This window comes from Sphingomonas koreensis, assembly GCF_002797435.1.
GTDB classification, from domain to species: domain Bacteria; phylum Pseudomonadota; class Alphaproteobacteria; order Sphingomonadales; family Sphingomonadaceae; genus Sphingomonas; species Sphingomonas koreensis.
Map to the genome: position 1 here is coordinate 264,146 of NZ_PGEN01000001.1, position 25,184 is coordinate 289,329.

Annotated in this window: 27 protein-coding genes; 19 read left to right on the forward strand and 8 right to left on the reverse strand. The window is 66.0% G+C overall.

Annotated elements, in window-relative coordinates:
• Positions 1 to 2 precede the first annotated feature (2 nt).
• The 7 genes from BDW16_RS01380 (at position 3) to BDW16_RS01410 (ending at position 8,650) form a co-directional block, all read left to right on the forward strand.
• A complete protein-coding gene (locus tag BDW16_RS01380) occupies positions 3 to 1,073 on the forward strand; it encodes a M23 family metallopeptidase (RefSeq protein ID WP_083954215.1) in 1,071 nt (356 codons plus the stop codon).
• Positions 1,074 to 1,117: 44 nt separating this feature from the next.
• Complete coding sequence (locus BDW16_RS01385) at positions 1,118 to 2,143, forward strand: potassium channel family protein (RefSeq protein ID WP_066575433.1); 1,026 nt, start codon at positions 1,118 to 1,120, stop codon at positions 2,141 to 2,143.
• The gene (locus BDW16_RS01390; RefSeq protein ID WP_198585755.1) at positions 2,140 to 3,159 is read left to right on the forward strand and encodes an NADP-dependent oxidoreductase; all 1,020 of its coding nucleotides are present in this window, start codon (positions 2,140 to 2,142) and stop codon (positions 3,157 to 3,159) included. Before BDW16_RS01385 ends, BDW16_RS01390 begins: the two co-directional genes overlap by 4 nt.
• Before the next feature lie 120 nt (positions 3,160 to 3,279).
• Positions 3,280 to 4,608 carry a 30S ribosomal protein S12 methylthiotransferase RimO gene (gene rimO, locus BDW16_RS01395; protein ID WP_066575440.1) on the forward strand — a complete coding sequence of 443 codons (1,329 nt, stop codon included), beginning with the start codon at positions 3,280 to 3,282 and terminating at the stop codon, positions 4,606 to 4,608.
• Entirely contained in the window at positions 4,608 to 5,507 is a 900-nt protein-coding gene (locus tag BDW16_RS01400) for a hypothetical protein (RefSeq protein ID WP_066575444.1), read from the forward strand. Before rimO ends, BDW16_RS01400 begins: the two co-directional genes overlap by 1 nt.
• A 39-nt stretch (positions 5,508 to 5,546) precedes the next feature.
• The gene (locus BDW16_RS01405) at positions 5,547 to 6,941 is read left to right on the forward strand and encodes a leucyl aminopeptidase family protein (RefSeq protein WP_066575447.1); all 1,395 of its coding nucleotides are present in this window, start codon (positions 5,547 to 5,549) and stop codon (positions 6,939 to 6,941) included.
• A 50-nt stretch (positions 6,942 to 6,991) separates the two neighbouring features.
• Entirely contained in the window at positions 6,992 to 8,650 is a 1,659-nt protein-coding gene (locus BDW16_RS01410) for a thiamine pyrophosphate-binding protein (protein ID WP_066575449.1), read from the forward strand.
• 6 nt (positions 8,651 to 8,656) lie between these two features.
• Here the strand turns inward: BDW16_RS01410 and BDW16_RS01415 are convergent, their stop codons facing one another.
• Both BDW16_RS01415 and BDW16_RS01420 read right to left on the reverse strand, forming a co-directional pair.
• Positions 8,657 to 8,980, reverse strand: a complete 324-nt coding sequence (locus BDW16_RS01415; protein WP_066575451.1) for a helix-turn-helix domain-containing protein — start codon at positions 8,978 to 8,980, stop codon at positions 8,657 to 8,659.
• A 163-nt stretch (positions 8,981 to 9,143) separates the two neighbouring features.
• The gene (locus BDW16_RS01420) at positions 9,144 to 9,314 is read right to left on the reverse strand and encodes a CsbD family protein (RefSeq protein WP_066575735.1); all 171 of its coding nucleotides are present in this window, start codon (positions 9,312 to 9,314) and stop codon (positions 9,144 to 9,146) included.
• Positions 9,315 to 9,404: 90 nt separating this feature from the next.
• Between BDW16_RS01420 and BDW16_RS01425 the strand changes: the two genes are divergently transcribed.
• Positions 9,405 to 10,001 (forward strand): class I SAM-dependent DNA methyltransferase, encoded by a 597-nt coding sequence (locus BDW16_RS01425; RefSeq protein ID WP_066575453.1) that lies wholly within the window; start codon positions 9,405 to 9,407, stop codon positions 9,999 to 10,001.
• On the opposite strand, the gene thiS is transcribed toward BDW16_RS01425, so the two are convergent.
• Positions 9,998 to 11,008, reverse strand: coding sequence for a sulfur carrier protein ThiS (gene thiS / locus BDW16_RS01430; RefSeq protein ID WP_083954217.1), 1,011 nt, complete (start codon positions 11,006 to 11,008; stop codon positions 9,998 to 10,000). The genes BDW16_RS01425 and thiS overlap by 4 nt on opposite strands.
• Before the next feature lie 63 nt (positions 11,009 to 11,071).
• Here thiS and aroQ point away from each other — a divergent pair, with 63 nt between their 5' ends.
• The 3 genes from aroQ to accC all read left to right on the forward strand — a co-directional run bounded on the left by aroQ (position 11,072) and on the right by accC (position 13,427).
• Positions 11,072 to 11,506 carry a type II 3-dehydroquinate dehydratase gene (gene aroQ / locus BDW16_RS01435; protein WP_066575455.1) on the forward strand — a complete coding sequence of 145 codons (435 nt, stop codon included), beginning with the start codon at positions 11,072 to 11,074 and terminating at the stop codon, positions 11,504 to 11,506.
• Between the two features lie 64 nt (positions 11,507 to 11,570).
• The gene (gene accB, locus BDW16_RS01440) at positions 11,571 to 12,056 is read left to right on the forward strand and encodes an acetyl-CoA carboxylase biotin carboxyl carrier protein (protein ID WP_066575457.1); all 486 of its coding nucleotides are present in this window, start codon (positions 11,571 to 11,573) and stop codon (positions 12,054 to 12,056) included.
• A 6-nt stretch (positions 12,057 to 12,062) separates the two neighbouring features.
• A complete protein-coding gene (gene accC / locus BDW16_RS01445; protein ID WP_066575459.1) occupies positions 12,063 to 13,427 on the forward strand; it encodes an acetyl-CoA carboxylase biotin carboxylase subunit in 1,365 nt (454 codons plus the stop codon).
• 34 nt (positions 13,428 to 13,461) lie between these two features.
• On the opposite strand, the gene BDW16_RS01450 is transcribed toward accC, so the two are convergent.
• Entirely contained in the window at positions 13,462 to 14,364 is a 903-nt protein-coding gene (locus tag BDW16_RS01450) for a cyclase family protein (RefSeq protein WP_066575462.1), read from the reverse strand.
• A 74-nt stretch (positions 14,365 to 14,438) separates the two neighbouring features.
• On the opposite strand from BDW16_RS01450, the gene arsC reads away from it, so the two are divergent.
• Positions 14,439 to 14,774, forward strand: coding sequence for an arsenate reductase (glutaredoxin) (gene arsC / locus BDW16_RS01455; RefSeq protein ID WP_066575464.1), 336 nt, complete (start codon positions 14,439 to 14,441; stop codon positions 14,772 to 14,774).
• Here arsC and BDW16_RS01460 read toward each other — a convergent pair.
• A complete protein-coding gene (locus BDW16_RS01460; RefSeq protein ID WP_241230497.1) occupies positions 14,771 to 15,112 on the reverse strand; it encodes a PAS domain-containing protein in 342 nt (113 codons plus the stop codon). The genes arsC and BDW16_RS01460 overlap by 4 nt on opposite strands.
• Before the next feature lie 114 nt (positions 15,113 to 15,226).
• On the opposite strand from BDW16_RS01460, the gene BDW16_RS01465 reads away from it, so the two are divergent.
• On the forward strand, positions 15,227 to 16,681 hold the full coding sequence (locus BDW16_RS01465; protein ID WP_066575468.1) for a phospholipase D-like domain-containing protein: 1,455 nt from the start codon (positions 15,227 to 15,229) through the stop codon (positions 16,679 to 16,681).
• Between the two features lie 4 nt (positions 16,682 to 16,685).
• Here BDW16_RS01465 and BDW16_RS01470 read toward each other — a convergent pair whose 3' ends face one another.
• On the reverse strand, positions 16,686 to 17,333 hold the full coding sequence (locus BDW16_RS01470) for a hypothetical protein (protein WP_066575471.1): 648 nt from the start codon (positions 17,331 to 17,333) through the stop codon (positions 16,686 to 16,688).
• Positions 17,334 to 17,377: 44 nt separating this feature from the next.
• Positions 17,378 to 18,133, reverse strand: coding sequence for an energy transducer TonB (locus BDW16_RS01475; protein ID WP_241230496.1), 756 nt, complete (start codon positions 18,131 to 18,133; stop codon positions 17,378 to 17,380).
• A 97-nt stretch (positions 18,134 to 18,230) separates the two neighbouring features.
• Here BDW16_RS01475 and purL point away from each other — a divergent pair, with 97 nt between their 5' ends.
• Positions 18,231 to 20,444, forward strand: coding sequence for a phosphoribosylformylglycinamidine synthase subunit PurL (gene purL, locus BDW16_RS01480; RefSeq protein ID WP_066575476.1), 2,214 nt, complete (start codon positions 18,231 to 18,233; stop codon positions 20,442 to 20,444).
• Between the two features lie 4 nt (positions 20,445 to 20,448).
• Here purL and BDW16_RS01485 read toward each other — a convergent pair whose 3' ends face one another.
• Positions 20,449 to 21,981: a GGDEF domain-containing protein gene (locus BDW16_RS01485; RefSeq protein WP_066575477.1), complete on the reverse strand. Its 1,533-nt coding sequence runs from the start codon at positions 21,979 to 21,981 to the stop codon at positions 20,449 to 20,451.
• Between the two features lie 185 nt (positions 21,982 to 22,166).
• On the opposite strand from BDW16_RS01485, the gene BDW16_RS01490 reads away from it, so the two are divergent.
• From BDW16_RS01490 to bfr, 5 genes are all read left to right on the forward strand, one after another.
• Positions 22,167 to 22,574 (forward strand): DUF3052 family protein, encoded by a 408-nt coding sequence (locus BDW16_RS01490; RefSeq protein WP_066575478.1) that lies wholly within the window; start codon positions 22,167 to 22,169, stop codon positions 22,572 to 22,574.
• Between the two features lie 27 nt (positions 22,575 to 22,601).
• On the forward strand, positions 22,602 to 23,039 hold the full coding sequence (locus BDW16_RS01495; protein WP_066575480.1) for a hypothetical protein: 438 nt from the start codon (positions 22,602 to 22,604) through the stop codon (positions 23,037 to 23,039).
• A gap of 49 nt (positions 23,040 to 23,088) precedes the next feature.
• Positions 23,089 to 24,339, forward strand: a complete 1,251-nt coding sequence (locus tag BDW16_RS01500) for a DUF418 domain-containing protein (protein WP_066575486.1) — start codon at positions 23,089 to 23,091, stop codon at positions 24,337 to 24,339.
• Positions 24,340 to 24,421: 82 nt separating this feature from the next.
• On the forward strand, positions 24,422 to 24,592 hold the full coding sequence (locus BDW16_RS01505; RefSeq protein WP_083954218.1) for a (2Fe-2S)-binding protein: 171 nt from the start codon (positions 24,422 to 24,424) through the stop codon (positions 24,590 to 24,592).
• A gap of 107 nt (positions 24,593 to 24,699) precedes the next feature.
• Positions 24,700 to 25,182, forward strand: coding sequence for a bacterioferritin (bfr, locus tag BDW16_RS01510; protein WP_066575491.1), 483 nt, complete (start codon positions 24,700 to 24,702; stop codon positions 25,180 to 25,182).
• The last annotated feature ends 2 nt before the right edge of the window (positions 25,183 to 25,184 follow it).

Below are 25,184 nucleotides of genomic sequence, written 5' to 3' on the forward strand. Positions count from 1 at the left end.
TAATGGTTGGCCGGGGGGCCTTGTATCGGGGCGTGATCGTGGCGGCATTGTTGCCGCTCGCTTCTGCATGCATTCCAGCGGGCAGCGGCCCGCCGCCCGCGCATAGCTACGCCGATAACGAGCCGCAGGATCCCACTCGTGCGCCGCGGCGCGAGGACGTAACGTCGCTCCCAGCGCCGCCGCCCGCCTGGGAAGCCCGCCCCGTCACCGCCGACGCTCGAACGATCTCCGCCTCGGTCTACATCGTCCAGCCGGGCGACACGCTGCGCGGCATCGCCAACAAGACCGGCGCGGGTTCCGAGGCGATCGCACGGACCAACGGCCTGGAGCGCCCCTTCGTCATCCGCGCGGGCCAGCGGCTGTCGATCCCCGGCGGCCGCTACCATCTCGTCCGCGATGGCGAGACCGGGATCGCCATCGCCCGCGCCTATGGCGTCGCCTGGAACCAGATCGTCACCGCCAACGACCTGGCCGAACCCTATATCCTGCGCACCGGCCAGCGCGTGCTGATCCCCGGCGCCGAGCGCCCGCGGACACGGGAGGAGCGTGCCGCAGCCTTCCGCCTCGACATCGACGACATCGTGACGGGCAGCCAGCCCGCGATCCCCGAGCGCGCACGCCCGACCCGGCCGACCGCCTCGTCGGCCCGCGTCCTCCCGCCCACCGCCGCGGTCGCTCCGCCGGCCGCACTCAAGGGCCAGTTCCAGTGGCCGGTGCGCGGCAACATCGTCCGCCGCTTCGGTCCGGTCGCATCGGGTGAGCGCAGCGACGGTCTCAAGATCGCCGTCCCGCTCGACACGCCCGTCCTCGCCGCGGCGGACGGCACCGTCGCCTATGTCGGTAGCGACATTCCCTCGCTGGGCGGTCTGGTCATCCTCCAGCATGGCGGCGGCTGGACCACGGTCTACGGCCATGCCGGCCAGCTTCTCGTCCAGCGTGGCCAGTCGGTGAAGCGCGGCCAGATGATCGCGCTCTCGGGCGACAGCGGCGCCCACCGCGCGCAGCTCCATTTCGAGATGCGCCAGGGCCGCACCCCGGTCGATCCGGTCCCGCGGCTCCCGGCACGGCCCTGACCGCGCATTGATTACCTCGCGATAGCGGCTAATCTCCGTTCCGCATGCGCTTCCTTCCCCACGCGACGCTCAAGCGCAAATCGACCCTCCCCGTCTGGGTCTCGATCAGCTGGCGCGTCCTCGCGGTGGTAGGCTTGCTCGCGCTCGCGATCGGCGTCCACTGGTTCGACCGGGAGGGGCTGCGCGACAATTATGACGGCCACATCAGCTTCGTCGACATCGTCTATTTCACGATGATCTCGATCACTACGACCGGTTATGGCGACATCGCCCCCGTCACCGAACGGGCCCGCCTGTTCGACGCGCTGGTGGTCACCCCGATCCGCGTCTTCGCGGTGCTGCTGTTCCTCGGCACCGCCTATAATTTCGTTCTCAAGCGTACATGGGATAGATGGCGCATGGCCCTGATCCAGCGGAACCTTCACAACCACATCATCGTCGCGGGCTATGGCACCACCGGGTCCGAAGCGGTGGACGAGCTGATCGCGCGCGGTACCGATCCCGGCTGCATCGTCGTCATCGACGGCAACGCCCAGGCGCTCGAGCGCGCGCGCGATTGCGGCTGTATCATCCTTCAGGGCGACGCCACACGCGACCAGACGCTCGAGGACGTCAGGATCGCCCGCGCCCAATCGATGATCGTCAGCGCGGGGCGCGACGACACCTCGGTGCTCATCACCCTCACCGCCCGCCATCTCGCCCCTGATCTCAAGATCAGCACGGTGGTGAAGGCGGAGGACAACGAGCTTCCGGCCCGCGCCGCCGGCGCCACCACGGTCATCAATCCGGTCAGTTTTGCCGGCCTGCTCCTTGCGAGTTCGTGCAAGAGCCAGCACGTCGCCAGCTACATGATGGACCTCGCCTCGATCGAGGGGCCAGTTGCGCTCAGCGAGCGCCCCATCCGCCCTGAAGAGGTCGGCACGCCGCTGGCCGCCATCGCCACCGGCATCGGCCTGCGCCTGTACCGCGGCGGCGAGCCATACGGATTCTTCACCGAGGAGGCGAAGGCGCTTATGGCCGGGGACACGATCGTCGAGGTCGTACGCACTGGCGGAAAGGCGGCGGCATGACCGGCCAGATGCGCGCGCTGCTCCTTACCCGCTATGGCGGCCCCGAAGTTGCCGAACTGCGGACCGTGCCCCGGCCGGTCGCGGGTGCCGGCGAACTGCTGGTCCGCGTCCATGCCGCCGGCCTGAACCCGGTCGATTTCAAGACGCGGGAAGGCAAGCTCAAGGTCATTCAGCGCTATTCGCTGCCTGCCGTGATGGGCAACGAACTGGCCGGCACCGTCGAGGCGGTCGGTGCGGGCGTCACGCGCTTCTCCGTAGGTGATCGCGTCTTTGCGCGCGTGCCCAAAGGGTCGATGGGCGCCTTCGCCGAATATAGCGTCCTACCCGAGGCCGTCGTCGCGGCGATGCCTGCCAATCTCGATTTCGAGACTGCGGCGGGCGTTCCTCTTGCGGGTCTGACCGCGCTTCAGGCGCTGCGCGACGAACTGCATCTAAAGCCAGGAAGCCGCGTCTTCATCCCCGGCGGCGCGGGCGGCGTCGGCACCTTCGCCATCCAGATCGCCAAATGGCTAGGTGCAGAGGTCACCACCACCGCCTCCCCGCGCGGGCGCGATCTGGTGGAGCGGCTCGGCGCGGACGTGGTAGTAGACTATACGACGCAGGCTTTCACCGATCACGTCAGCGGCATGGACGGCGTGTTCGATCTGCTCGGCGGAGATACGCTGAGCCAGTCCTTTGGAGTGGTGAAACCCGGCGCCACGGTCGTCTCAGTCGCCGCGCTTCCCGAACCGCAAACGGCGCTCAAGGATCTGGACCGCGGCCGCGCGCTTGCCGCGCTGTTCTGGCTCGTCAGCTACGGCCTGCGAGCCCAGGCCCGCAAGCACGGCGCCCGCTATCGCTTCCTGTTCATGCATCCAAGCGGTGAGGAGCTTGCCGAACTCGCCGGGCTGATCGCGGACGGCAAGCTCGAACCGGTTATCGACCGGGTCTTCCCGTTCGAACAGATCGGCGATGCCTTCGCCTATCTCGAATCCGGCCGTGCCAAGGGGAAGGTCGTCGTGCGAATGACGAGCTGAACCGCTCGCTTCCAGCGCCCGATCCCCTCTTGTTGATCGGCGTGGGCCGAGCGGCACAGGGTCAGCACTATCGCCTGCCCCTATCTTTTTCCGCAAAAATCTCTATGTGCGCCGCCGATCATGGCAACGCGACTCCCCGAAGCCCCAAAGGTGGGCATGGTGTCGCTCGGCTGTCCCAAGAATCTGGTCGACAGTGAGCGTATCCTGACCAAGCTCCGCTCCGATGGCTATGCCATGTCGGCCGACTATGCCGGCGCCGACGTGGTGCTGGTCAACACTTGCGGCTTTCTCGACAGCGCCAAGGAAGAGTCGCTGGAAGCGATCGGCGAGGCGATCGCCGAGAATGGCCGTGTCATCGTCACCGGCTGCATGGGCAAGGAGGCGGAGGTGATCCGCGCTCGCTTCCCCAACGTCCTCGCCGTCACCGGCGCGCACCAATATGAGGAAGTGGTCGGCGCGGTGCACGACGCGGCGCCGATGCCGCCCAACGCCTTCCTCAACCTGGTGCCCGACAGCGGCCTCAAGCTGACCCCACGCCACTACAGCTATCTGAAGATCAGCGAGGGCTGCAATCATCGCTGCGCCTTCTGCATCATCCCGGCGCTGCGCGGCGATCTGGTCAGCCGCCGCCCCGACGCCATCCTGCGCGAAGCCGAAAAGCTGGTCGAGGCGGGGACGAAGGAACTGCTGGTCATCAGCCAGGACACCTCGGCCTATGGCGTCGACATCCGCAAGGAACCGCGGATGTGGAAGGGCGCTGAGGTCGTTCCCCATATGACCGACCTCGCCCGCGAGCTGGGCAAGATCGCCCCATGGGTGCGGCTGCACTACGTCTATCCCTATCCCCATGTCGATCAGGTCATCCCGCTGATGGCCGAGGGGCTGATCCTCCCCTATCTCGACATCCCCTTCCAGCATGCCAGCCCATCGGTGCTGCGAACGATGCGCCGTCCCGCAAACGAAGCGAAGGTGCTGGAGCGTCTGCGCAACTGGCGCAGCATCGCGCCCGACATCACGATCCGCTCGACCTTCGTGGTCGGCTTCCCCGGCGAGACCGAAGAGGACTTCCAGTACCTCCTGGACTGGCTGGACGAGGCGCAGCTCGACCGCGTCGGCGCGTTCCGCTTCGAGCCCGTAGAGGGTGCCGCTGCCAACGATCTGCCCGGTGCGGTCCCCGAAGCGGTCAAGGAAGAGCGCTACGCCCGGATCATGGAAAAGACCGCCGCGATCAGCGCCGCGAAGCTCCAGGCCAAGATCGGCCGCACGCTCGAGGTGATCATTGACGAGGTCGAAGATGACGGCGCCAACGCCCGATCCCAGGCCGACGCGCCCGAGATCGACGGCACCGTCTTCCTCCGCGACGCCGGCCATCTGAAGCAGGGCGACATCGTCAAGGTCGAGATCGAGGACGCCGACGACCACGATTTGTACGGCGCGCCGCTGGCCTGATGCGGGTCCGCGCCGCTCTCGCCGCCGCCCTGTGGCTGGCGCTGGGCGGTGCGCGCGAGGAGACGGGGGTACGGCGTACGCCCGTCGATCCCCTGACGCTCGCCGACGACGATTTCGCCCGCCACCGCGACCCGGCGGAATGGCGCGGCCTCGCCGTCAGCCGGATCGAGTTTCAGGAAGAACGTGGCAGCTGGCGCCTCTTCCGCATCGCCAATGTGAAGAAGCCCCGCGGCCCGCTCTGGTTCGTGCCGCACGACAATGAAAATGCCGGGTTCGAAGCGGCGCTCGCCGGGGTGCGGAAACATGGCGGCGTGATGATCGCGGTCGATTCGGGCATCGCGGAGGACGGCAAGCGCCGCAACGGCGCCGTCGATCGCGGCCGGCCGATCGATCCCAACCGCAATTTCCGCGACGGTTATCCACGCTACGCCCGCACTGTCCTCGCCGACTATGCTCGCGGCGCGCACCCGATCATCGCGCTCCACACCAACGCGCCCGGCTTCGATTCCTCCGCCTCGCACTGCAACCGCTCCGCGCCTCCCGGCCGCGGCGAAGTCTCGATTCGCTTCTGCGACGATGTGATGCGGCCGCGCCCCTCGGCCAGCCGCGCATGGCCGTTCGATGATGACGATACGCTCGCTTATGTGCCTTGGCGCAGCGGTACCGCGCCGATGACCGCGTGGTGCGGGCGGATGCTGGCCAATGCCGACTTCAATGTCGTGTTCGAGCGGGTCGCGGTGACCGACGGATCGCTGTCCAACTACGCGCTGCTCCACGGGCTTGATTACATCAACTTCGAAACACAGGAACGCGGCCTCGATCCCGCCGCGCTGGCGCAGAGCCGCAACCGCCTCACCGCCATGATCGACCGCGCCCTCAACCTCTGCGTTCGCCGATAGCGCTTGGCGGCAATGCTTCGGAGTGCTTAGATCGCCGCAATGACCGACCTCTCCCCGCTGCTTCAGCCCGATCGCGGCCAGCCCGCGCGCACCATCCATGTCGTCCACCCCGATCAATGGGCCGGCTGGCTCAAAGGCCAGCCCGCGCGCGTCCGCACCGCGATCACGGCGAACAAGGTGGTCGGCAAGGCAGGCAACCGCGCCGTGCTGCCGGGCGACAAGGACGACGACTGGTCGATGCTGCTGGTATGCGACGAGGCCGAGACCTCGCCCTACCGCATCGCCTCGCTCGGCGAGCAATTGCCCGAGGGCACCTATCGCCTCGCAACCGGCGAACCCGGCGCTGCGATGCTCGGCTGGGTGCTCGCCCAGTATCGCTTCGACCGTTACCGCAAGGACGAAAACCCGGTAGGCCCCCGCACGCTGCTGACCGGAGAACCGGGCAAGATCGAGGAGACGCTGCGCATTGCCGCCGCGACCTTCAAGGTCCGCGACCTGGTCAACTCCGCCGCCGCCGATCTGGGCCCCGCCGAACTGGAGGCCGAGGCCGTCGCGCTCGCCAAGGCGCATAAGGCGACGCTCACCGTCACGCGCGGCGACGCCCTGGAACAGGGCTATCCGATGATCCACGCGGTCGGCATGGCCGCCGCACGCGGGCGCGAGCCGCGGCTGATCGAGATGGAATGGGGCGATCCCAAGCATCCGCGGATCGCGCTGGTCGGCAAGGGCGTTTGCTTCGACACCGGCGGGCTGGACATCAAGCCGAGCGCTGGCATGCGGTTGATGAAGAAGGATATGGGCGGGGCCGCGCACGCACTGGCACTGGCCGGTGTGGTGATGGCGCAGCGCCTGCCTGTCCGCCTCCACCTGCTTATTCCCGCAGTCGAGAATTCCGTCGCGGCGAACGCCTTCCGCCCCGGGGACGTCCTCAAGACGCGCAAGGGTCTGACGGTCGAAAACACCAACACCGATGCCGAAGGCCGCCTCATCCTGGGCGATGCACTAGCGAAGGCGGTCGAGGCCAAGCCCGATCTGATCCTCGACTTCGCCACGCTCACCGGCGCCGCGCGTGTCGCGCTGGGACCGGAACTGCCGGCGCTGTTCGCAAATACCGACGCGCTCGCGAACGACCTGCTCGATCACGGAATCGCCCAGAAGGACCCGCTTTGGCGCCTTCCGCTGTGGGACGGCTATGACGAGATGCTCAAGTCCGACATCGCGGACATGGTCAATTCGGCCGATGGTCCTTTTGCCGGGCCGATCACCGCAGCCCTTTTCCTCCGCCGTTTCGTGCCCAATGACATCGCCTGGGCACATTTCGACCTGTTCGCCTGGCGTCCCGTGCCCAAGCCCGGACGGCCCAAGGGCGGCGACGCGATGAGCTTGCGCGCGGTCTGGTCGATGCTCAAGGCGCGCTACAACAGCGCTGGCTAACCGACGCAATCGCCTCGACTTCCCCAACCCACGACGGCACAAGAGACATCATGACGACGCTTCGTAACGGTGGCCGCATCCTGGTCGACAATCTCGTGGCCCAGGGCTGCGATCGTATTTTCCACGTTCCCGGCGAGAGCTTCCTCGCGGTGCTCGACGCGTTGCATGACGTCCCGGAGATCGACCTCGTCACCTGCCGGCAAGAGGGCGGCGCTGCGTTCATGGCCTGCGCCGACGGCACGATGACCGGCAAGCCGGGCGTCTGCTTCGTCACCCGCGGCCCCGGCGCGACCAACGCCAGCATCGGCGTCCATGTCGCGATGCAGGATTCGCAGCCGATGCTGCTGTTCATCGGCGACGTCGACCGCTCGATGCGCGACCGCGAAGGCTTCCAGGAAGTCGACTTCCCCGCGATGTTCGCCCCGCTCGCCAAATGGGCGACCCGGATCGAGGACGCGCGCCGCATCCCCGAATATGTCGCCCGCGCCTGGAACGTCGCGACCAGCGGCCGCCCCGGCCCGGTGGTGATCGCGCTGCCGGAGGACATGTTGCTTGACGAGGTCGAAGCGGTGGACCGGCCGGTCTCCACGCCCTACCCGCTGATGCCCGACGTCAACGAAGATGCCGCGCATCAGATCGTCGAGCGGATCCGCGCCGCGAAACGCCCGATGGCGATCGTCGGCGGCGCGGGCTGGGACATCTCGACCGGCCGTGATTTCGCGACCTTCGCGGAGCGCTGGGGTATCCCCGTCGCGGGCGCATTCCGCCGTCAGGACGCGATCGCGAACACCTCGTCAGCATGGGCGGGCAATCTTGGCTACGGTCCCAACCCCAAGCTCGTCCAGCGCATCCGCGACGCCGACCTGCTGCTCGTCGTCGGCGCGCGTCTGGGTGAGGCGACCACCGACGGTTACACGCTCGTCACCCCCGATCATCCCGGCCAGACGCTGATTCATGTCCACCCGGACCCGGAAGAACTCAACCGGGTCTATCATGCCGACATGGCCGTGTGCTGCGATGTCGGCATCTTCGCCGACATGCTGTCGAGCCTGAAGCCGTTGGACACGCCATTCTCCGGTGCCGCCGAAGCCCATGCCGAGTGGCTCGACTGGTCCACGCCCAAACCACGCGAAGGCGTCACGCTCGACCTCGGCCAGTGCGTCGCGGCGATGCGCGAACGGCTCGGTCCCGACGATGCGATCATCTGCAACGGCGCAGGCAATTTCTCGGGCTGGTGGCATCGCTACTGGCACTATGGCGCCCAGCCCACCCAGCTCGCCCCCACCTCCGGCGCAATGGGTTATGGCACCCCCGCCGCGGTCGCCGCTGCGCTGCGCCTTCGCGATCGGCTCGCCGTTGCGCTCGCGGGCGATGGCGACTTCATGATGAACGGGCAGGAACTCGCCACCGCAATCCAGCACGATGCAGACCTGCTGGTGCTGATCATCGACAATGGCGCCTATGGCACAATCCGCATGCATCAGGAGCGTGAGTTCCCCGCGCGCCTGTCCGGCACTACGCTGCACAACCCGGATTTCGCCGCGCTCGCCCGCGCCTATGGTTGCTGGGCCGAAACCGTCGTCAAGACCGACGAGTTCGCGCCCGCGCTCGATCGCGCGCTCGCGCAGACCGGCGTCCGCCTGCTGCACCTCAAGACCGATGTGGAGTTCATCACCCCCGGCACCACGATCACCGCGATCCGGGGGTAAGCGAGGTCAGGCTGCGACCAGCGCGCGCTTTTCGGCCATCGCTGCCGTGATCGCCTCGCCCGCCCAGCGCTCGCACAGCCCGACCGAGCGCGCGAACGCCTTGACGAAGCCCTTGGCGTAGATGCGTCCGGGGATGATCTCGAACTGCTCGTCCTCGATCGCGTGCAGATAGCGAATCGGTACGCGCGTCTGCGCCGCAACCTGCTCGATCGTCATCGCGCGCTCTCGGCGCGCCTGAGCGAGCACATAGCCCAGGCTGCCGCGCGGTTCGACGCGCCACTCGCCTTGAGCAAAAGGCAGGATTGGATGTTCGGCAACAGCGTTGATCACGAGTCGAGCCCCCCGGATGGCTGACTTGCGCCGGGAAACGCCCGGCCCGAAGGCAGGACAATGCACAACGAAAGTTAACGAGTCGAATCGGCCCACCCGCGAAAAAGGGCCGCTTCCCGCAGGAAACAGCCCTGATCCGCCTTCTATGCGGGTTTATATCGGGTCAGATATCGTCGCCCAGCGCCCCCTTGACCTTCCCGGCCATTTGCTGAGCCTTGCCTTTCAGCTCCTGCTTCTCGCCTTCCGCCCGCGTTTCTGGGTCCTTGCTATGCTGCTTGGCCTTGCCGATCGCTTCGTTGACGTTGCCTTTGATCTTGTCGACGAGTTCGCCCATGATGGCCTCCATTGTGGTTGGTCCTGACTATCCAACCAGTGGGGGATGTGAGGGTTCCTGAAAGGCGCCAGAACGTGGCGGACGAACGACGTGCCTGATCGCATCGCCGAACTTTATCAGCGTCACGCGCACGCCTTCGATGCCGCGCGCCGTCGCAGCTTTCCCGAACGGCTCTGGCTCGATCGCTTCATCCGCCATCTGCCGGAGAATGGCGAGCTGTTGGACCTAGGCTGTGGCGGAGGCGAACCGGTCGCGCGCTATCTGGTCGACCGGGGCTTTCACCTCACCGGCGTCGATATCGCGCCGACGATGATCCACCTCGCCCATACCCGCTTCCCGCGGCATCGCTGGATCGAGGCGGACATGCGCAAGTTCGGCGCCGAATCGAGCGCCTATGACGGCATCATCGCCTGGAGCAGCCTGTTCCACCTCGATGTGGACTGGCAGGAAAAGCTGATCCCGCGCATCGCGGTGTGGCTGCGCCGCGGCGGCGTCGCCTTGTTCAATACCGGCCCGGCGCGCGGCGTCGCCATCGGCGAGCTTGAGGGCGAGGAGTTGTTCCACGCCAGCCTCGCCCCCACCGAATATCGCGCCCTGTTCGCGAGCTGCGACCTTGCCGTGATCGCCCACCGCATCGAGGATCCCGAATGCGGGGGCATGACCGTCTGGCTGGTCGGAAAGGTCTAGATCAACCCTGCCAGCGGCGAGCTGGGGTCGGCATAGCGACGCTTGGCCATGCGCCCGGACAGATAGGCCAGCCGCCCTCCCTCCACCGCCAGCCGCATCGCGCGCGCCATCCCGATCGGGTCCCTGGCCTCGGCGATCGCGGTGTTCATCAGTACGCCGTCGCAGCCCAGCTCCATCGCCACCGCCGCGTCGCTCGCCGTGCCGACGCCCGCATCGACCAGCACCGGTACCTTGGCGCCCTCGACGATCAGGCGGATCATCACCTGGTTCTGGATGCCAAGCCCGGACCCGATCGGCGCGCCCAGCGGCATGATCGCCACCGCGCCCGCATTCTCCAGCCGCTTCGCCGCGATGGGATCGTCGGCGCAATAGACCATCGGCTTGAAGCCTTCATTGGCGAGGATCTCGGTCGCGCGCAGCGTCTCGATCATGTCGGGATAGAGCGTCTTCGCCTCGCCCAGCACCTCCAGCTTGACCAGCTCCCAGCCGCCTGCCTCGCGCGCCAGCCGCAGCGTGCGGATCGCACTCTCCGCGTCGAAACAGCCAGCGGTGTTGGGCAGATAGGTTATCTTCTTCGGATCGATATAGTCGGTCAGCATCGGCGCATTGGGATCGCTGACGTTCACCCGGCGCACCGCCACGGTGACGATCTCTGCGCCCGACGCTTCGACCGCGGCCGCATTCTGCTCGAAATCCTTGTACTTGCCCGTACCGACGATCAGCCGCGAACGAAACGTCTTGCCGGCGACTGTCCAGCTGTCGTCGTTCACCGTTGCGGCGTGATCGCCCCCGCCGACGAAGTGCACGATCTCGATCTCGTCGCCATCCTCGACCAGTACCTGCGCCAGCGTCGATCGCGGCACGACCTCCAGATTGCGCTCCACGGCGACCTTTTCGGGCGCCAGCCCCAGCTCGCCCGCAAGCTGCGCGAGCGTGATGCCGCCCGTAACGCGGCGATGCTCGCCATTGACCGTGATCGTGATCGTGCCGTCGCTGTGAGTCTGCATGCTGGTCCTTTCGCCGGGGCGCGATATAGGGACTGGCGCAAAAGCTCAAATGCGGGAGTCGGCATGACGGATACGATCTACGTACTCAACGGGCCGAACCTGAACCTGCTCGGCATGCGCGAGCCGGAAATCTACGGTTCGGACACGCTCGACGATATCGCCGGGATGCTCGAGGATCGCGGCCGCGAGCTCGGCCTGACGATCGACATGCGCCAGTCGAATCACGAAGGCCATCTGATCGACTGGATGCATGAAGCCCAGGCGCGCGACGCGAAGGCGATCCTGCTCAATTCCGGTGCCTATACCCACACCTCACTGGCGCTGTACGACTGTATCCGCTCGATCCGCACACCGGTAATCGAAGTCCATATCTCCAACCCGCACGCCCGTGAGGAGTATCGCCGCCACAGCTATGTCGGCATGGCGGCAAAGGGAACGATCGCCGGCTTCGGCGCGCTTTCCTACGTGCTTGCGCTTGAAGCCGCGGCCCGACTCTGACATTGGGCGCGGTTATATGCGGGACCCGGGCACACTGAGGACCGCTTCCGATTTTCGAGGTCGCATGAGCGAAGAGAACAAAAAGAACATGCACGTGGATATCGAACTGGTGCGCCAGCTCGCCGCAGTGCTCGACGAAACCAACCTGACCGAGATCGAGGTCGAGGACGGCGACCGCAAGGTTCGCGTCGCACGCAAGGTGCAGGTCACCCAGAACGTGATCGGCGGGCAGCCTGCGATGGCCGCGCCGGCACCGGCCCCGGCCGCCGCACCCGCGTCGATGCCGTCGGACCCCGCGTCGATCACCCCGGCGCACGAGAATGCGGTCAAGTCGCCGATGGTCGGCACCGCCTATCTCGCCGCCGAGCCGGGCGCCAAGCCGTTCATCGCGGTGGGCAGCCAGGTCAAGGCCGGCGACACGCTGGTGATCGTCGAAGCGATGAAGGTGATGAACCCGATCGCGGCGCCGCATGGCGGCACCGTCAAGGCGATCCTGATCGAGAACGGCCAGCCGGTCGAGTTCGACCAGCCGCTCGTCGTGGTCGAGTAACGCGCCTTGCCGGAAATCAAGAAACTCCTGATCGCCAATCGCGGCGAAATAGCGCTGCGTATCCATCGCGCATGCCATGAAATGGGGATCAAGACGGTCGCGGTCCACTCGACCGCGGATGCCGACGCAATGCACGTCCGTCTCGCCGATCAGGCCGTCTGCATCGGGCCGCCGGCCGCGGCGGATTCGTACCTCAACATCCCCAACATCATCTCGGCCGCCGAAATCTCGGGCGCCGACGCGATCCATCCGGGCTATGGCTTCCTTTCGGAAAACGCCAAGTTTGCCGAGATCGTCGAACTGCATAACCTGATCTTCGTCGGCCCGAAGCCTGAGCACATCCGGGTGATGGGCGACAAGGTGGAAGCCAAGCGCACCGCGGGCGCACTCGGCCTGCCGCTCGTGCCCGGTTCGGACGGCGCGATCAGCGACGTCGAGGAGGCCAAGAAGCTCGCCGCCGAGATCGGCTACCCGGTGATCATCAAGGCGGCGTCGGGCGGCGGCGGCCGCGGGATGAAGGTCTGCACCGACCCCGATCAGTTCGAGACGCTGATGCAGCAGGCCGGCAGCGAGGCGAAGGCCGCGTTCGGCGACGCCACCGTCTATCTCGAAAAATATCTCGGCAACCCGCGCCACATCGAAATCCAGGTGTTCGGCGATGGCAATGGCAACGCCATCCATCTGGGCGAGCGCGACTGCTCACTCCAGCGCCGCCACCAGAAGGTGCTCGAGGAAGCCCCTTCCCCTGTCCTCTCGACCGAGGAGCGCAACCGCATCGGTGAGATTTGCGCGAAAGCGATGGCCGATATGGGCTATCGCGGTGCCGGCACGATCGAGTTCCTGTGGGAAAATGGCGAGTTCTATTTCATCGAGATGAACACCCGGCTTCAGGTCGAGCATCCGGTGACCGAGGCGATCACCGGCCTCGACCTGGTCCGCGAGCAGATCCGTGTCGCCGAGGGCCATGGCCTGACGCTGCGTCAGGAAGACGTGCAGTTCCGCGGGCACGCCATCGAATGCCGCATCAATGCCGAGGATCCGCGCACCTTCGCGCCTTCGCCGGGCCGGGTGAGCCAGTATCACGCGCCGGGCGGCATGAACGTCCGCGTCGATAGCGGCCTCTACTCCGGCTACAAGGTGCCGCCCTACTACGACAGCATGATCGCCAAGCTGATCGTCTACGGCACCACGCGTCAGGGCGCGCTCCGCCGCCTGCGCCGCGCGCTTGAGGAGTTCGTGATCGAGGGCGACGGGATGAAGACCACCATTCCTCTGCATCAGGCACTGCTCGACAATCCGCAGTTCCAGCAGGGCGATTATACGATCAAGTGGCTCGAGGAATGGCTCGCGCGCGAGGAAGAGAAGGGCTGATCCTGCCGCAGCGTGTCCCCGGGGACACGCTGCGCTAGCCCGGCAGGATCGCCCAGGGCCGCACCGGAAACGTCCCCATATGCCGCACCTTGGGCGGCACCGCGGAGAAGCGGAACCCGCTCGCCGGCAAGTCACCCAGACGCGTCATATGCTCGACGATCGGGATGCCCGCGCCCAGCAGCACGCTGTGCACCGGCCGCGTGTTGCCGGAGGTATCGTCGATATTGTGGGAATCGATTCCCACCAGCCGCGCGCCCTGATCGCGCAGATACAATGCCGCCGCCTCGGTCAGGTGCGGATGCCCTTCGAAATACTGGTCGGTGCGCCAGTGCCGGTCCCATCCGGTGTGGACCAGCACGGCCTTGCCGCGCACCTCAATCGCCGCAAAGGCCGCCCAGTCGATTGCCCGGTCCACAGCGCCCTCGACCCGCACCACCACACCCTCACAGTCGGCCACGCGCGCCAGCGGCAGATCCGCCAGATCGTGCCCGTCGGCATAGCGGTGATAGGGCGTATCGAGATAGGTGCCGGTGTTCCCGACCATCTCGATCCGGCCGATCTGAAACTCGGTCCCCTCGGCATAGATTCCACGCGAAGCCTCACGCGACAGATGGTCGCAGATCAGCGGCGCGGGCAGCCCCTTATAGGTGATCATCCCCGCCTCGATCACATGGCTGAGGTCGATCAGCCGCGCAGCCGGAACGGCCGCAGGCGCTTCCGTCATTTCGCCGCGCTTGTGCCGCTCTTCGATGATCCGCTTGTTGAGGATGCGCACCTTGCCAACCATCAGCAGACGCAGATCGGCGATCACGTAGCGGGCCAGTTCGGCGTCATCGATCTCGTCGCCATCGATATCCAGTCGGAAATCCTGCCCCTGCACTCCGCCGCCATTGGTGAAGCTCACCTCGAAATCGAAACAAACGCGCTTTTCGGTCATCGCCACTCCTTCGCCGCTGGCACCCGCGAGATTCCGCCCCTATCTACGCGGCCTGTTCGGGCCGGGGATTCGGAATGAAGGCGACCATCTATCACAATCCGCGCTGCTCCAAGTCGCGTGAGGCGCTCGCGCTGCTCAACGATGCGGGTGCCGAGGTGACGGTGGTCGAGTATCTCAAGACCCCGCCGTCGCGCGACGAGCTCGCACGGCTCTATGCAGAGGCCGGAATCTTGCCCCGCGACGGACTGCGCAAGGCGGAGGACAGTGCCAAGGCACTCAAGGGCGCAAGCGATGACGCCATCCTCGATGCGATGGCTGCCGATCCGATCCTGATCGAACGGCCGCTTGTCGAGACCGAAAAGGGCGTCCGCCTCGGCCGTCCACCCGAAGCGATCCGCGAAATCCTCTAGCCCGGTTCGCCCGTCATCTCGCCGGTGACGTCGATCTTCGTACCGTAGAGATAACGCGCGGCGCCATTCTCGCTCACGACGTCGGCGGTGATGCGCATCCAGCGGATTTGGCCGTCCACGCGCCGGATCTGCGCCTCGAACGTAAAGCTCCCGCACGCCGCGATCGCTGCGCTACGCAACCGCGCCAGCTCCGCCTGCGACTCGGGAAGGTACATGGCAACAATCGCCTCGCGCTCCAGCGCGCTGCCTCGCGGCAGCCCGAACAGGTCGTAGACCCCGTCGCTCCAGGTCAGCGAATCGTCGCGCAGGTCGCACTGCCAAGCTGCCTGGATCGGCATCAGTCGCGCATGGGGGTCGCGGACTCCGTGCATGGCCCGGCGTTACCACCCTCGCCCCTAATGTCCAGTAACCATAGGTGACGCGGCCTCGTTATGCCGATAACAACTTGGGCAATGGAAAGCCGTGCGGCCGATTCGCTGCTTTTTGCGCCCGGTCGCAATTGCTGGCGCGCCGAGAACGCCTCGCGCCTGTCACTGATCGTCGACGCAGATGCCTATTTCCGTGCAGCGCGACAGGCGATGCTCACTGCGCGCAAGCAGATCCTGCTGATCGGCTGGGATTTCGACGCCCGCATCTTGCTGACCCGCGACGACCCGCCCGATCATCCCGAAGCACCGCGCGAGGTGGGGGATTTTATAACCTGGCTCACGCACCAGCGGTCGGAACTCGACGTCTATATCCTTCGCTGGGACATCGGCGCGCTAAAGTCTGTGTTCCGCGGCAAGACCTTTCTTACCCTGCTCAAATGGCGCTCGCGCAAACAGGTGCACCTTAAACTCGACGGCATGCACCCACCTGGCGCCTCGCACCACCAGAAGATCGTGGTGATCGACGACTGTATCGCATTCTGCGGCGGGATAGACATGACTCTCGGCCGATGGGACACCCCATCGCACAGCAGCGATGCCGACAAGCGCCTAGACCCCGACGGCACGCCCTATATGCCTTGGCACGACGCAACGACCGCGATCGAAGGACCGGCGGCACGTGCGCTTGGTGAGTTGTGCCGCGACCGCTGGCACCGGGCGGGCGGGACGCCGGTTTCAACGCCAGACAGTTCGCACGAATGCTGGCCGGAGAGCCTGGCGCCCGATTTCACGGACATTCGCATCGCAATCGCGCGCACCCAGCCCGAACTGGCCGATGCCGAACCGGTGCGGGAGATTGAGGCGCTCTACACCGACCTGATCGCCAGCGCGCGCCACCACATCTATGCGGAGAGCCAGTATTTCGCCTCGCGCCGGATCGCCGAGGCGATCGTCGCCCGCCTCGCGGAATCGGACGGGCCGGAAATCGTCGTCATTAATCCAGCTCATGCCGATGGCTGGCTCGAACAGACCGCAATGGATACTAGCCGCGCGCGGCTGTACCAGGCGCTCAAGCAGCGCGATCCGCACGATCGCCTGCGGATCTATCATCCGGTGACCCGCACGGGCGAGGACATCTATGTGCACGCCAAGGTGCTTGTGATCGACGATCGCGTGCTGCGCGTGGGTTCGTCTAACTTCAATAACCGCTCGCTCGGGCTGGATACCGAATGCGACGTCGCGCTCGCGGCAACGACCGATGATACGGCAGAACGCATCGCCGGAATCCGCAACGGTCTGATCGCCGAGCATCTGGGAACCGACACGATCACCGTCGCCGCGCGCCTGGCCGAAACGGGTTCGCTGATCGCGACGATCGAAGGTTTACGCACGCGCGGGCGCACCCTGCGCGATTATGTCGTGCCTGATCTAGACGCGGTCGAAGCCTGGCTGGCCGAGAATGAAGTTCTCGATTCGGGTTCCGAAACGGTGTTTGAGGCTATCGCCAAAGGCGGGCTGCTGCGCCGCCTGCGCCGCTGACGGTTCAGGCGAACTGGAAGTTCGGCGGCGGGGGCAATTTGTGCCCGTCAAAGGCATGGTCCCGGTGGGGTCCGTCGCGATCGACCCAATGCAGGAACAGGTGGGCGGACCAGCCATTGCGGTTCGGCGTCATCCGTCCGTGCCGGTGCTCGACCCCCCGATACAGCACGGCATCGCCCACCGCCATTTCGATTGCTGCAAAGGGCTCGGCTCCGAAATCCTCGGTCACGCGCGCCGACGGCGTGCCTGCCTCCTTACCGATCTCCAGCGCCCACGGCTCGCCGTCGCTGTAGTCGATCGTCAATGACAGGCTGTGCTCGCAGGAGGGGCGGTCATGATGCACGCGGCACACATCGCCCTCGCGATAGATACGGAAATAGTCGTAGCTCGGTAAAAGGTCGCGCCCGGTCAGCGCGCACATCGTTGGCGTCAATCCCCACAAGAGGTGGAGCATCGGCGGATAATGATGGCCGTAAACCTCGAACGCTGGACGCTTGAGCAAATTGGGGAACTCGGTCACCTGGCTCAACGGGATGGCATTCTCACCAGCTGCGGCCTTCAGGCTCACAAGGAACGATCGCGTCACCTCTTCGGGCAAAAGACCCAGAAGGTGTGCATAACCGTCCCGCGCATAGTCCCCGATCAATCGCATCGGCACCTGTTACCGCCTCCGCCGCGCATCGACAATCGCCCGCCTCAATCGGGTTCCGGCGGCAGCCGTTCGAACACCCATTCATGCGTCTCGCGGACCAGCGCGGGCACAGGCCGCCCCTTGCCGTCCCGCGAGGGCCGGAAGCGGAAGCGCTCGCGGATCAACCGGCAGGTCAGCGCATCGAGCCGCGGAATCCCGCTCGACCCCACTACATCGCATTCCGGCACGCGCCCGTCGATCTGGACCAAGAACAGTACCGTTACCCTGCCCCCGACCCCCGCATCGGCCAGATCCTCGGGATAGTCCGAGTCGCGGATGCGTCCGCGGATCTGCCGCGGCGGCGTCGCATCGGGATCGCCCGCGCCGTCGCCATCGCCGCTCCCGCCTCCGCCAAAACCGTTCCCCTTCCCGCCCGCGCCCGTTCCCGGTCCGGCCACTTCCGCCGCACCGCTTGTCGATTCGGCTGCGTCGGCAGGTTTTTCGGCAGCGATAACCAGCGGCTGCACGACGATCGGAACCACCGGCTTGGGCGCCGCTACCTCCGTCGCGCGTGAGCGCAGATTCGGCGGCGCGGCTTCGCCCGAAGGCCGGGTATTGCGCTGGGGCATCCGCTCCACCTTCGCCTTTGCTTCCGGTTCAGAGAGGATATCGAACAGCGCCACGTCCGGCTCATTCCTTGCCAGCCGCTCGCGCACCACTAGTCCCAGCGCGAGCACCGCTCCCAGCGCGCACGTCGCCGCCAGCGCCGCCACCGCGCCGCCCGCACGTTCGCGCGGGTTCGAAAGGACCATCGTCGTCATTGCATGCCTAAACGCACAGGGCGCCTGAACCGGTGCTTGCTCCCGAGTTGGACAGGCAGGGGTGACGAACGCCGCGCGCCCCGCTATGCGCGCGGCCATGACTCAGATCACGCCCGAGATCGTCGCCGAGCACGGCCTGTCCCCCGAGGAATATGAGCGCGTCCTGCACGCGATGGGCCGCGAGCCCAACCTCACCGAACTGGGCATCTTCTCGGTCATGTGGTCCGAGCATTGCAGCTACAAGTCGAGCCGCATCCACCTCAAGAAGCTGCCCACCGAGGCCCCCTGGGTGATCTGCGGTCCCGGCGAGAATGCCGGCGTGATCGACATCGGCGACGGCCAGGCCGCCATCTTCAAGATGGAGAGCCACAACCACCCGTCCTATATCGAACCCTATCAGGGCGCGGCCACCGGCGTCGGCGGCATCCTGCGCGACGTATTCACCATGGGCGCGCGTCCGGTCGCGAACATGAACGCGCTGCGCTTCGGCCGCCCCGATCACCCCAAGATGAAGCATCTCATCGCAGGCGTGGTCCATGGCATCGGCGGCTATGGCAATTGCGTCGGCGTCCCGACCGTCGGCGGCGAGGTGAACTTCCACAAGGCCTATGACGGCAACATCCTGGTCAACGCGATGACCGTGGGCGTCGCCGATACCGACAAGATCTTCTATTCGGCCGCATCGGGCGTCGGCAATCCGATCGTCTATGTCGGGTCGAAGACCGGTCGCGACGGCATTCATGGCGCGACCATGGCCAGCGCCGACTTCGGCGAGGATGCCGATGCGAAGCGTCCGACCGTCCAGGTCGGCGACCCCTTCACCGAAAAGCTGCTGATCGAGGCATGCCTCGAACTCATGGCTTCCGACGCGATCGTCGCCATCCAGGACATGGGCGCTGCCGGACTCACCTCGTCCTCGGTCGAGATGGCGAGCAAGGGCGGCGTCGGCATCGAGCTGATCATGGACGATGTGCCCCAGCGCGAAACCGGCATGACGCCGTACGAGATGATGCTGTCGGAGAGCCAGGAGCGCATGCTCATGGTGCTCAAGCCCGGCCGCGAAGCGTTCGCCGAAGCGATCTTCCGCAAATGGGAGCTGGACTTCGCCGTCATCGGTCACGTCACCGACACCGGCCGCATGGTGCTCAAGTGGAAGGGCGATACCGTCGCCGATATTCCGCTCGCGCCACTGGCCGATGAAGCCCCGCTCTACGATCGCCCCCATGTTCCGACCCCCAAGCCTGCCGACCTCGCCGACGAGCCGGAATCGACCGACATCGCCGCCGATCTCGTCAAGCTGATGGGCTCGCCCGACATCGCCTCGCGTCGCTGGATCTGGGAGCAGTATGATCACATGGTCGGCGCCGACACCGTGCAGCGCCCCGGAGGCGACGCCGCGGTGGTCAGGGTCCACAACACCCAAAAAGGCCTGGCGATCACCACCGACTGCACCCCGCGCTACTGCTTCGCCGATCCGGTCGAGGGCGGGAAGCAGGCGGTGGCTGAGGCATGGCGCAACCTGACCTCGGTCGGCGCGACCCCCCTCGCGATCACCAACTGCCTCAACTTCGCCAATCCGCAGCGCCCGGAAATCATGGGCCAGATCGTCGGCTGTCTCGAGGGCATGGGCGATGCCTGCCGCGCGCTCGACTTCCCGATCGTCTCGGGCAACGTCAGCTTGTACAATGAATCCAAAGCCACCGGCGGCGGCTCTGCGATCCTCCCCACCCCCGCGATCGGCGGCGTCGGCATCCTCGCCGACTGGTCGAAGTCGATGACCATCGGCTTCAAGGCGACCGGCGACGCGATCATCGCGGTGGGCGAGCGCGGCGGCCATCTCGGCCAGTCGATCTGGCTGCGCGAGATCCATGGCCGCGAGGAAGGCCCGCCCCCGCCCGTGGATTTGAAGGCCGAGAAGCGCACCGGCGATTTCGTCCGCGCGATGATCGGCCGCGGCCTCGTCAATGCGGTCCACGATGTGTCGGACGGCGGCGTTGCCGTCACCCTCGCCGAAATGGCGCTGGCGTCGGGCATCGGCGCGATGATCGATCAGGCGCAGCCATTCGGCGTCGCCGGCTCGTTCTTCGGTGAGGACCAGGGCCTCTACCTCGTCACCGTCCCGGACGAAGCACTGACCGAATTCCTCACCGCCGCCGCGGAAGCCGATGTCCCCGCAGACCCGATGGGCCGCACGATCAAGGACCGGATCATCTTCGAGCTCGACGAAGGCGACTGGTGCGTCTCGCTCGACACGCTCCGCACGGCGCATGAAGGCTTCTTCCCCGCGCTGATGGGGCCGGCGGCGAGCTGAGTCGCTAGCCGAGCGCCGTTAGCGAGGATTCGTCCACCGGCCAGGCCGCAGTCACGCGGTTCCGGCCGGCACGCTTCGAATCGTAGAGCGCGGCATCTGCGCGTTCGATCAGCCGTGGTCCGGTATCGGTCTCGATATCGGTCAGCCGCGCCGCGCCGATGCTGACCGTCACCCGCCCGTCGGGCGCGGGGGATTCGAGCGCCAGTCCCTCGATCGCCGCGCGCATCGCCTCGGCCACCGCGAGCGCCTCGGACGGGCTGGCGCCGGGCAGGATCGCGGCGAACTCCTCCCCGCCATAGCGCGCCACCACGTCTGTCGCCCGCGCCGCGCAGCCCTGCAGCGCATCCGCGACGTCGCGCAACCGTTCGTCTCCCGCCTGGTGGCCGAGCGTATCGTTGAGCAGCTTGAAATGGTCGATGTCGATCATCAACAGCGCCAACCCATGTCCCGAGCGGCGCGCGCGCACCAGCTCGCGCCGCAATGCCTCGTCGAACTGGCGGCGGTTGGGCAGCCCGGTCAGCGCGTCGACCTGGGAAAGCTGCGCCAGCCGGTCGCGTTCACCCATCCCGTGCAGCTGGGCCAGCACCGCGCGCAGCCCATATCCCAGCGAGGCCGCGACAAATCCCACAATGGCAAGCGACGGCATGCGGGGGATCAGTGCCGCCGACAATACCAGCAGGCTAAGCGGCAGGATCAACGGGCTGCCGGTATGCACGACCCGGACGAACATCCCGATCTCGGGCAAGGCGCGCGGCGATCGCTGCCTGCGCAGCGCGAGAACGGCGAGCAGGATGAACGGAACGCCGACGATCACGCTGACCAGCGCGCCGGAACTCTCGTCGATGAAGTGGTTGTAGTAGCCTGCAGCGGCGGCATAGACCCACGCGAATACCGCGAGCGCTCCGAACAATCGCCGCTCATGCTCGGTCGCGCTCGCGCGGTAGCGGACCAGCGCGAACACCGCGATGAACACGTTCTGGATGTCGAACATCATCGAAAGCACCGATTCGCTGGCCGAATCCTGCACGCCGGAGAGACCGACAAAGCTGAAGATGAAGGCGCCGAAGAGTCCGCCCAGCACCAGCGCCAGCCCGCCGTCAACCAGCCGCGCACGCCACGGATCGCTATCGGGACTGGCCAGCAGGAAGACCAGCGGCACGCCATAGAGCACGAACAGCAGCATCGAGATCGCACCGGTCCCGCTTGCTCCCGCCGGCGTCAGCGCACCCAGCAGCTGGCCGCCGACGCCAAGGCTCCAGAACAGCATCCCCGCCGCGATCAGCAACCATCCACGACGCTCCCGCCCACCGCTGTTCTGTGCCCGCCACTCACAGGCCAGAGCCGCGATCAGCGCAGCCAGCGTCTCGCAGGTCAGCGTACCGGCGAAGATGGGATTGGCCGTGCTGAGCGCTACCAGGGCATGCGCCGGAATGAAGATCAGCGGCAGCGCAATTGCCAGCCGCGCCGCAATCGCATCTGCGCGCGCGGCGGCGATCGTGCCGTGCTCGACTGCCGTTTCGGGCGCGCTCGCACTCATCCAACCGACTCTATGCCCGCGTAGTTAACACTTGCATAGCGGGGCTGCGGGCTTGGGGTTTTCCTACCGCGCCGATCTGTGCCACCTTCGGCTCCGGCGAGGCTGATGGGCGACAATGCGGTCTCGCGCGTTATGGGGTGTGACGTTTGTGAATTTCTGAACGGACTCGGGAGGAACGACAGCAAGTGACCGCCGGCTATTCCTCCACTCCGCTCGCCGACAAGCTCGGGTTCAAGCCCGGCATGCGCGCCTTCATCGCCGATATGCCGGCGAACGTCCGCGCGGAGATCGCGCTCGATTCCCTAGGGCTTGAGCTGCTCGCCGCGCCGGGCGCCGGGATCGACGCCGCACATGTCTTCGTCACTGAACGCGCCCGACTGGATTGCGAATTGTCCGCGCTGCGTCAGCTGATCGCGCCCAGCGGCTTCATCTGGGTTTCCTGGCCCAGAAGGGCGTCAGGGGTCGAGACCGATATAACCGAAGATACGATCCGCGATCTCGCGCTGCCGCTCGGGCTGGTCGATGTGAAGGTTTGCGCGGTGGACGAGACCTGGTCGGGGCTGAAGCTGATGATCCGCAAGGAGCTTCGCTGAATATCTGCGCAATCGATGGGGGGAACGATGTCGAACTGGAGCACCGCAAAGCGAATTGCAGCCGGCACGCTGGTCGCGGGCACGCTCGACATCCTCGCGGCGATCGGAATGACGCTGGCCTTCGGGCGGCCGGTCGATGCGATGCTGCGCTATGTGGCGTCCGGCCCCTTTCCCGATGCCAGGCAATGGGGCGGATCGGGCGCAGCGCTCGGCCTTGCGGTGCATTTCGCGCTGATGGCGATCATGGCGACGGTCTTCACCCTGGCGGCGAACCGGTATCCGCGGCTCAAGGCACAGCCTGTCTACTGGGGCGTTGCTTATGGCCTCGTCACCTATGTCGCGATGAACCTCATCGTCGTACCGCTGCGGTTCGGCACCATTCCCGGTGCTGTCGGCATCGCCAGCCAGCTGCTGTTCCACATCCTGCTCGTCGGCGTCCCCATCGCGCTCATCGCCCGACGCTAGCATCGCACCCCGGCACGGTGTAGCAAGCGCCTAATACAGGGGGGAACCGATGGCCACCACGACACGCGACCGTATTCTGACGCTCGATACCGTGCGCGGCGTCGCGGTGATGGGCATCCTGCTCCTCAACATCATCGCCTTCGCCATGCCCCCCGCCGCCTATATGAATCCGCGTGCCTATGGCGGGTCGGAGGGGCTCGACCTTGCCGTGTGGCTCGGCAACTTCATCCTGTTCGACGGCAAGATGCGCGGGCTCTTCTCCTTCCTGTTCGGCGCTTCGACCTTGCTGGTGATCGAAGGCGCGACCGCGAAGGGCGAGAGTGCGGCGCGTGTCCATTATTCGCGGATGATCTGGCTGCTGGTCTTCGGCCTGCTGCATTGCTGGCTGATCTGGTGGGGAGACATTCTCAACCACTATGCCATCATCGGCATGCTGGCCTATTTCTTCCGCAACAGTTCGGCGAAGCGCCTGATGGGCTTCGGCATCGTGTTTCTCGTCCTGCAACTGCTCGTGGCACTGCTGATGCTGATGGGCCTCGAATTCGGCAGGGCCGGTCTTGCCAGCCCGGATCCGCAGACCGTGCGCGACGCGCGGGAAATGCTCGCTGGCTTCGAGCAGACCTTCGGCGTGCCGCCCGAAGCCGCGCTGACAAAGGATATCGCCGCGCATGGCGGAAGCTGGCTCGACATCGCGCGCGAGCGATTCAAGACCGCCGGCCTTGCACCGTTCGGCACGCTGTTCATCTTCGGCTTCGAGACGCTGGCCTATATGTTGTTCGGCATGGCCGCCTTTCGCTCGGCCATGCTTACCGGCGGGTGGGACCGGCGGCGCTATCTGCGCTGGGTCCTGATCGGATTCGGCATCGGCATCCCCGCCTATGCCGCGCTCGCCGCGCTCATCATCAGCCAGGGCTTCTCGATGAGCGCCGTCATGCTGGGCGTCATCGTTCTGACCATTCCGGTCCGGCCCTTCATGATCCTCGCCTGGGCCAGCCTGATCATCCTGCTCATGCGCTCCGGCGGCGCGCTCACCACGCGGATCGCGGCCGCGGGGCGGATGGCCTTCACCAACTATCTCGCCACCAGCCTGATCTGCACCACCGTCTTCTACGGCTATGGGCTGGGCCTGTATGGCGAGCTCTCCCGCGCTCAGGTCTATCTCGTCGTCTTCGCCGTCTGGGCGGGCATGCTGCTCTGGTCGAAGCCCTGGCTCGAGCGATTTGCCTATGGCCCGCTCGAATGGCTGTGGCGCAGCCTCGCCCGCGGGAGAGTCCAGCCCATGGCCGGTGGCGCGCTTTAGCTGCCAGTCGCGAACGCATCGCAATAACCATTGCGAATCACTCGCAGTCTCTCTAACTATTGCGAATAGCGTGAGGGTTTCGATGGTCGTCTGCGTCTGCAATGCAATCCGCGAGAAAGAGGTCCGCGCCGCGGCCCGTGACGGCGCGATGAGCGCTTGCCAGGCCTATCGCGCGCTCGGACGGCAGGCAAAGTGCGGTCAGTGCGTCCCGTTTGCGCGAGCCATTATCGACGCAGAGCGTGCAGCTGCGTAGCGTTCGCAAGTCGTAGAAACCGCAGAAATCCGCCATTTTTTGGCTGTCTGAACCGCCGTTTCGGCGCTATGACGGTGCCCGGATTCTGAACGGAAGGCACGACAGCCATGAAGGGCGACCCCAAGGTCATCGACTATCTCAACGAGGTGCTCAAGAACGAGCTCACCGCGATCAACCAGTATTGGCTGCACTACCGCATGCTCAATCACTGGGGGGTCAAGAAGCTCGCCGAGTTCGAGCGGCATGAATCGATCGACGAGATGAAGCACGCCGACATGGTGTCGGAGCGCATCCTGTTCCTCGACGGCCTCCCCAACTTCCAGCTGCTCGGCCGCCTCCGCATCGGTGAGACGGTGGAGGAAGTGCTCAAGGCCGACCTGGACCTCGAATATGAGGCCGTCGCGGTGCTCAAGGACGCGATCGAGCACAGCGAGAAGGTGCGCGACTATGTCAGCCGCGATCTGTTCCGCCAGATCCTCGACAGCGAGGAAGAGCATGTCGATACGCTGGAGACCCAGTTCGAGATGATCGAGCGCATGGGCATCCAGAACTACATCCAGCTGAACTCGAAGCCCGAAGAGGCCGAGTAAGA

Coding starts and splice junctions, on each gene's coding strand:
- BDW16_RS01465 (WP_066575468.1), top strand. CDS start 15,227: ATGGAAAGCCGTGCGGCCGATTCGCTGCTTTTTGCGCCCGGTCGCAAT.
- BDW16_RS01380 (WP_083954215.1), top strand. CDS start 3: ATGGTTGGCCGGGGGGCCTTGTATCGGGGCGTGATCGTGGCGGCATTG.
- BDW16_RS01405 (WP_066575447.1), top strand. CDS start 5,547: ATGACCGACCTCTCCCCGCTGCTTCAGCCCGATCGCGGCCAGCCCGCG.
- BDW16_RS01450 (WP_066575462.1), bottom strand. CDS start 14,364: ATGACCGAAAAGCGCGTTTGTTTCGATTTCGAGGTGAGCTTCACCAAT.
- BDW16_RS01410 (WP_066575449.1), top strand. CDS start 6,992: ATGACGACGCTTCGTAACGGTGGCCGCATCCTGGTCGACAATCTCGTG.
- arsC (WP_066575464.1), top strand. CDS start 14,439: ATGAAGGCGACCATCTATCACAATCCGCGCTGCTCCAAGTCGCGTGAG.
- BDW16_RS01400 (WP_066575444.1), top strand. CDS start 4,608: ATGCGGGTCCGCGCCGCTCTCGCCGCCGCCCTGTGGCTGGCGCTGGGC.
- BDW16_RS01500 (WP_066575486.1), top strand. CDS start 23,089: ATGGCCACCACGACACGCGACCGTATTCTGACGCTCGATACCGTGCGC.
- BDW16_RS01390 (WP_198585755.1), top strand. CDS start 2,140: ATGACCGGCCAGATGCGCGCGCTGCTCCTTACCCGCTATGGCGGCCCC.
- BDW16_RS01460 (WP_241230497.1), bottom strand. CDS start 15,112: ATGCCGATCCAGGCAGCTTGGCAGTGCGACCTGCGCGACGATTCGCTG.
- rimO (WP_066575440.1), top strand. CDS start 3,280: ATGGCAACGCGACTCCCCGAAGCCCCAAAGGTGGGCATGGTGTCGCTC.
- accB (WP_066575457.1), top strand. CDS start 11,571: ATGAGCGAAGAGAACAAAAAGAACATGCACGTGGATATCGAACTGGTG.
- BDW16_RS01470 (WP_066575471.1), bottom strand. CDS start 17,333: ATGCGATTGATCGGGGACTATGCGCGGGACGGTTATGCACACCTTCTG.
- aroQ (WP_066575455.1), top strand. CDS start 11,072: ATGACGGATACGATCTACGTACTCAACGGGCCGAACCTGAACCTGCTC.
- BDW16_RS01485 (WP_066575477.1), bottom strand. CDS start 21,981: ATGAGTGCGAGCGCGCCCGAAACGGCAGTCGAGCACGGCACGATCGCC.
- thiS (WP_083954217.1), bottom strand. CDS start 11,008: ATGCAGACTCACAGCGACGGCACGATCACGATCACGGTCAATGGCGAG.
- BDW16_RS01505 (WP_083954218.1), top strand. CDS start 24,422: ATGGTCGTCTGCGTCTGCAATGCAATCCGCGAGAAAGAGGTCCGCGCC.
- purL (WP_066575476.1), top strand. CDS start 18,231: ATGACTCAGATCACGCCCGAGATCGTCGCCGAGCACGGCCTGTCCCCC.
- BDW16_RS01495 (WP_066575480.1), top strand. CDS start 22,602: ATGTCGAACTGGAGCACCGCAAAGCGAATTGCAGCCGGCACGCTGGTC.
- BDW16_RS01385 (WP_066575433.1), top strand. CDS start 1,118: ATGCGCTTCCTTCCCCACGCGACGCTCAAGCGCAAATCGACCCTCCCC.
- BDW16_RS01420 (WP_066575735.1), bottom strand. CDS start 9,314: ATGGGCGAACTCGTCGACAAGATCAAAGGCAACGTCAACGAAGCGATC.
- bfr (WP_066575491.1), top strand. CDS start 24,700: ATGAAGGGCGACCCCAAGGTCATCGACTATCTCAACGAGGTGCTCAAG.
- BDW16_RS01475 (WP_241230496.1), bottom strand. CDS start 18,133: ATGACGACGATGGTCCTTTCGAACCCGCGCGAACGTGCGGGCGGCGCG.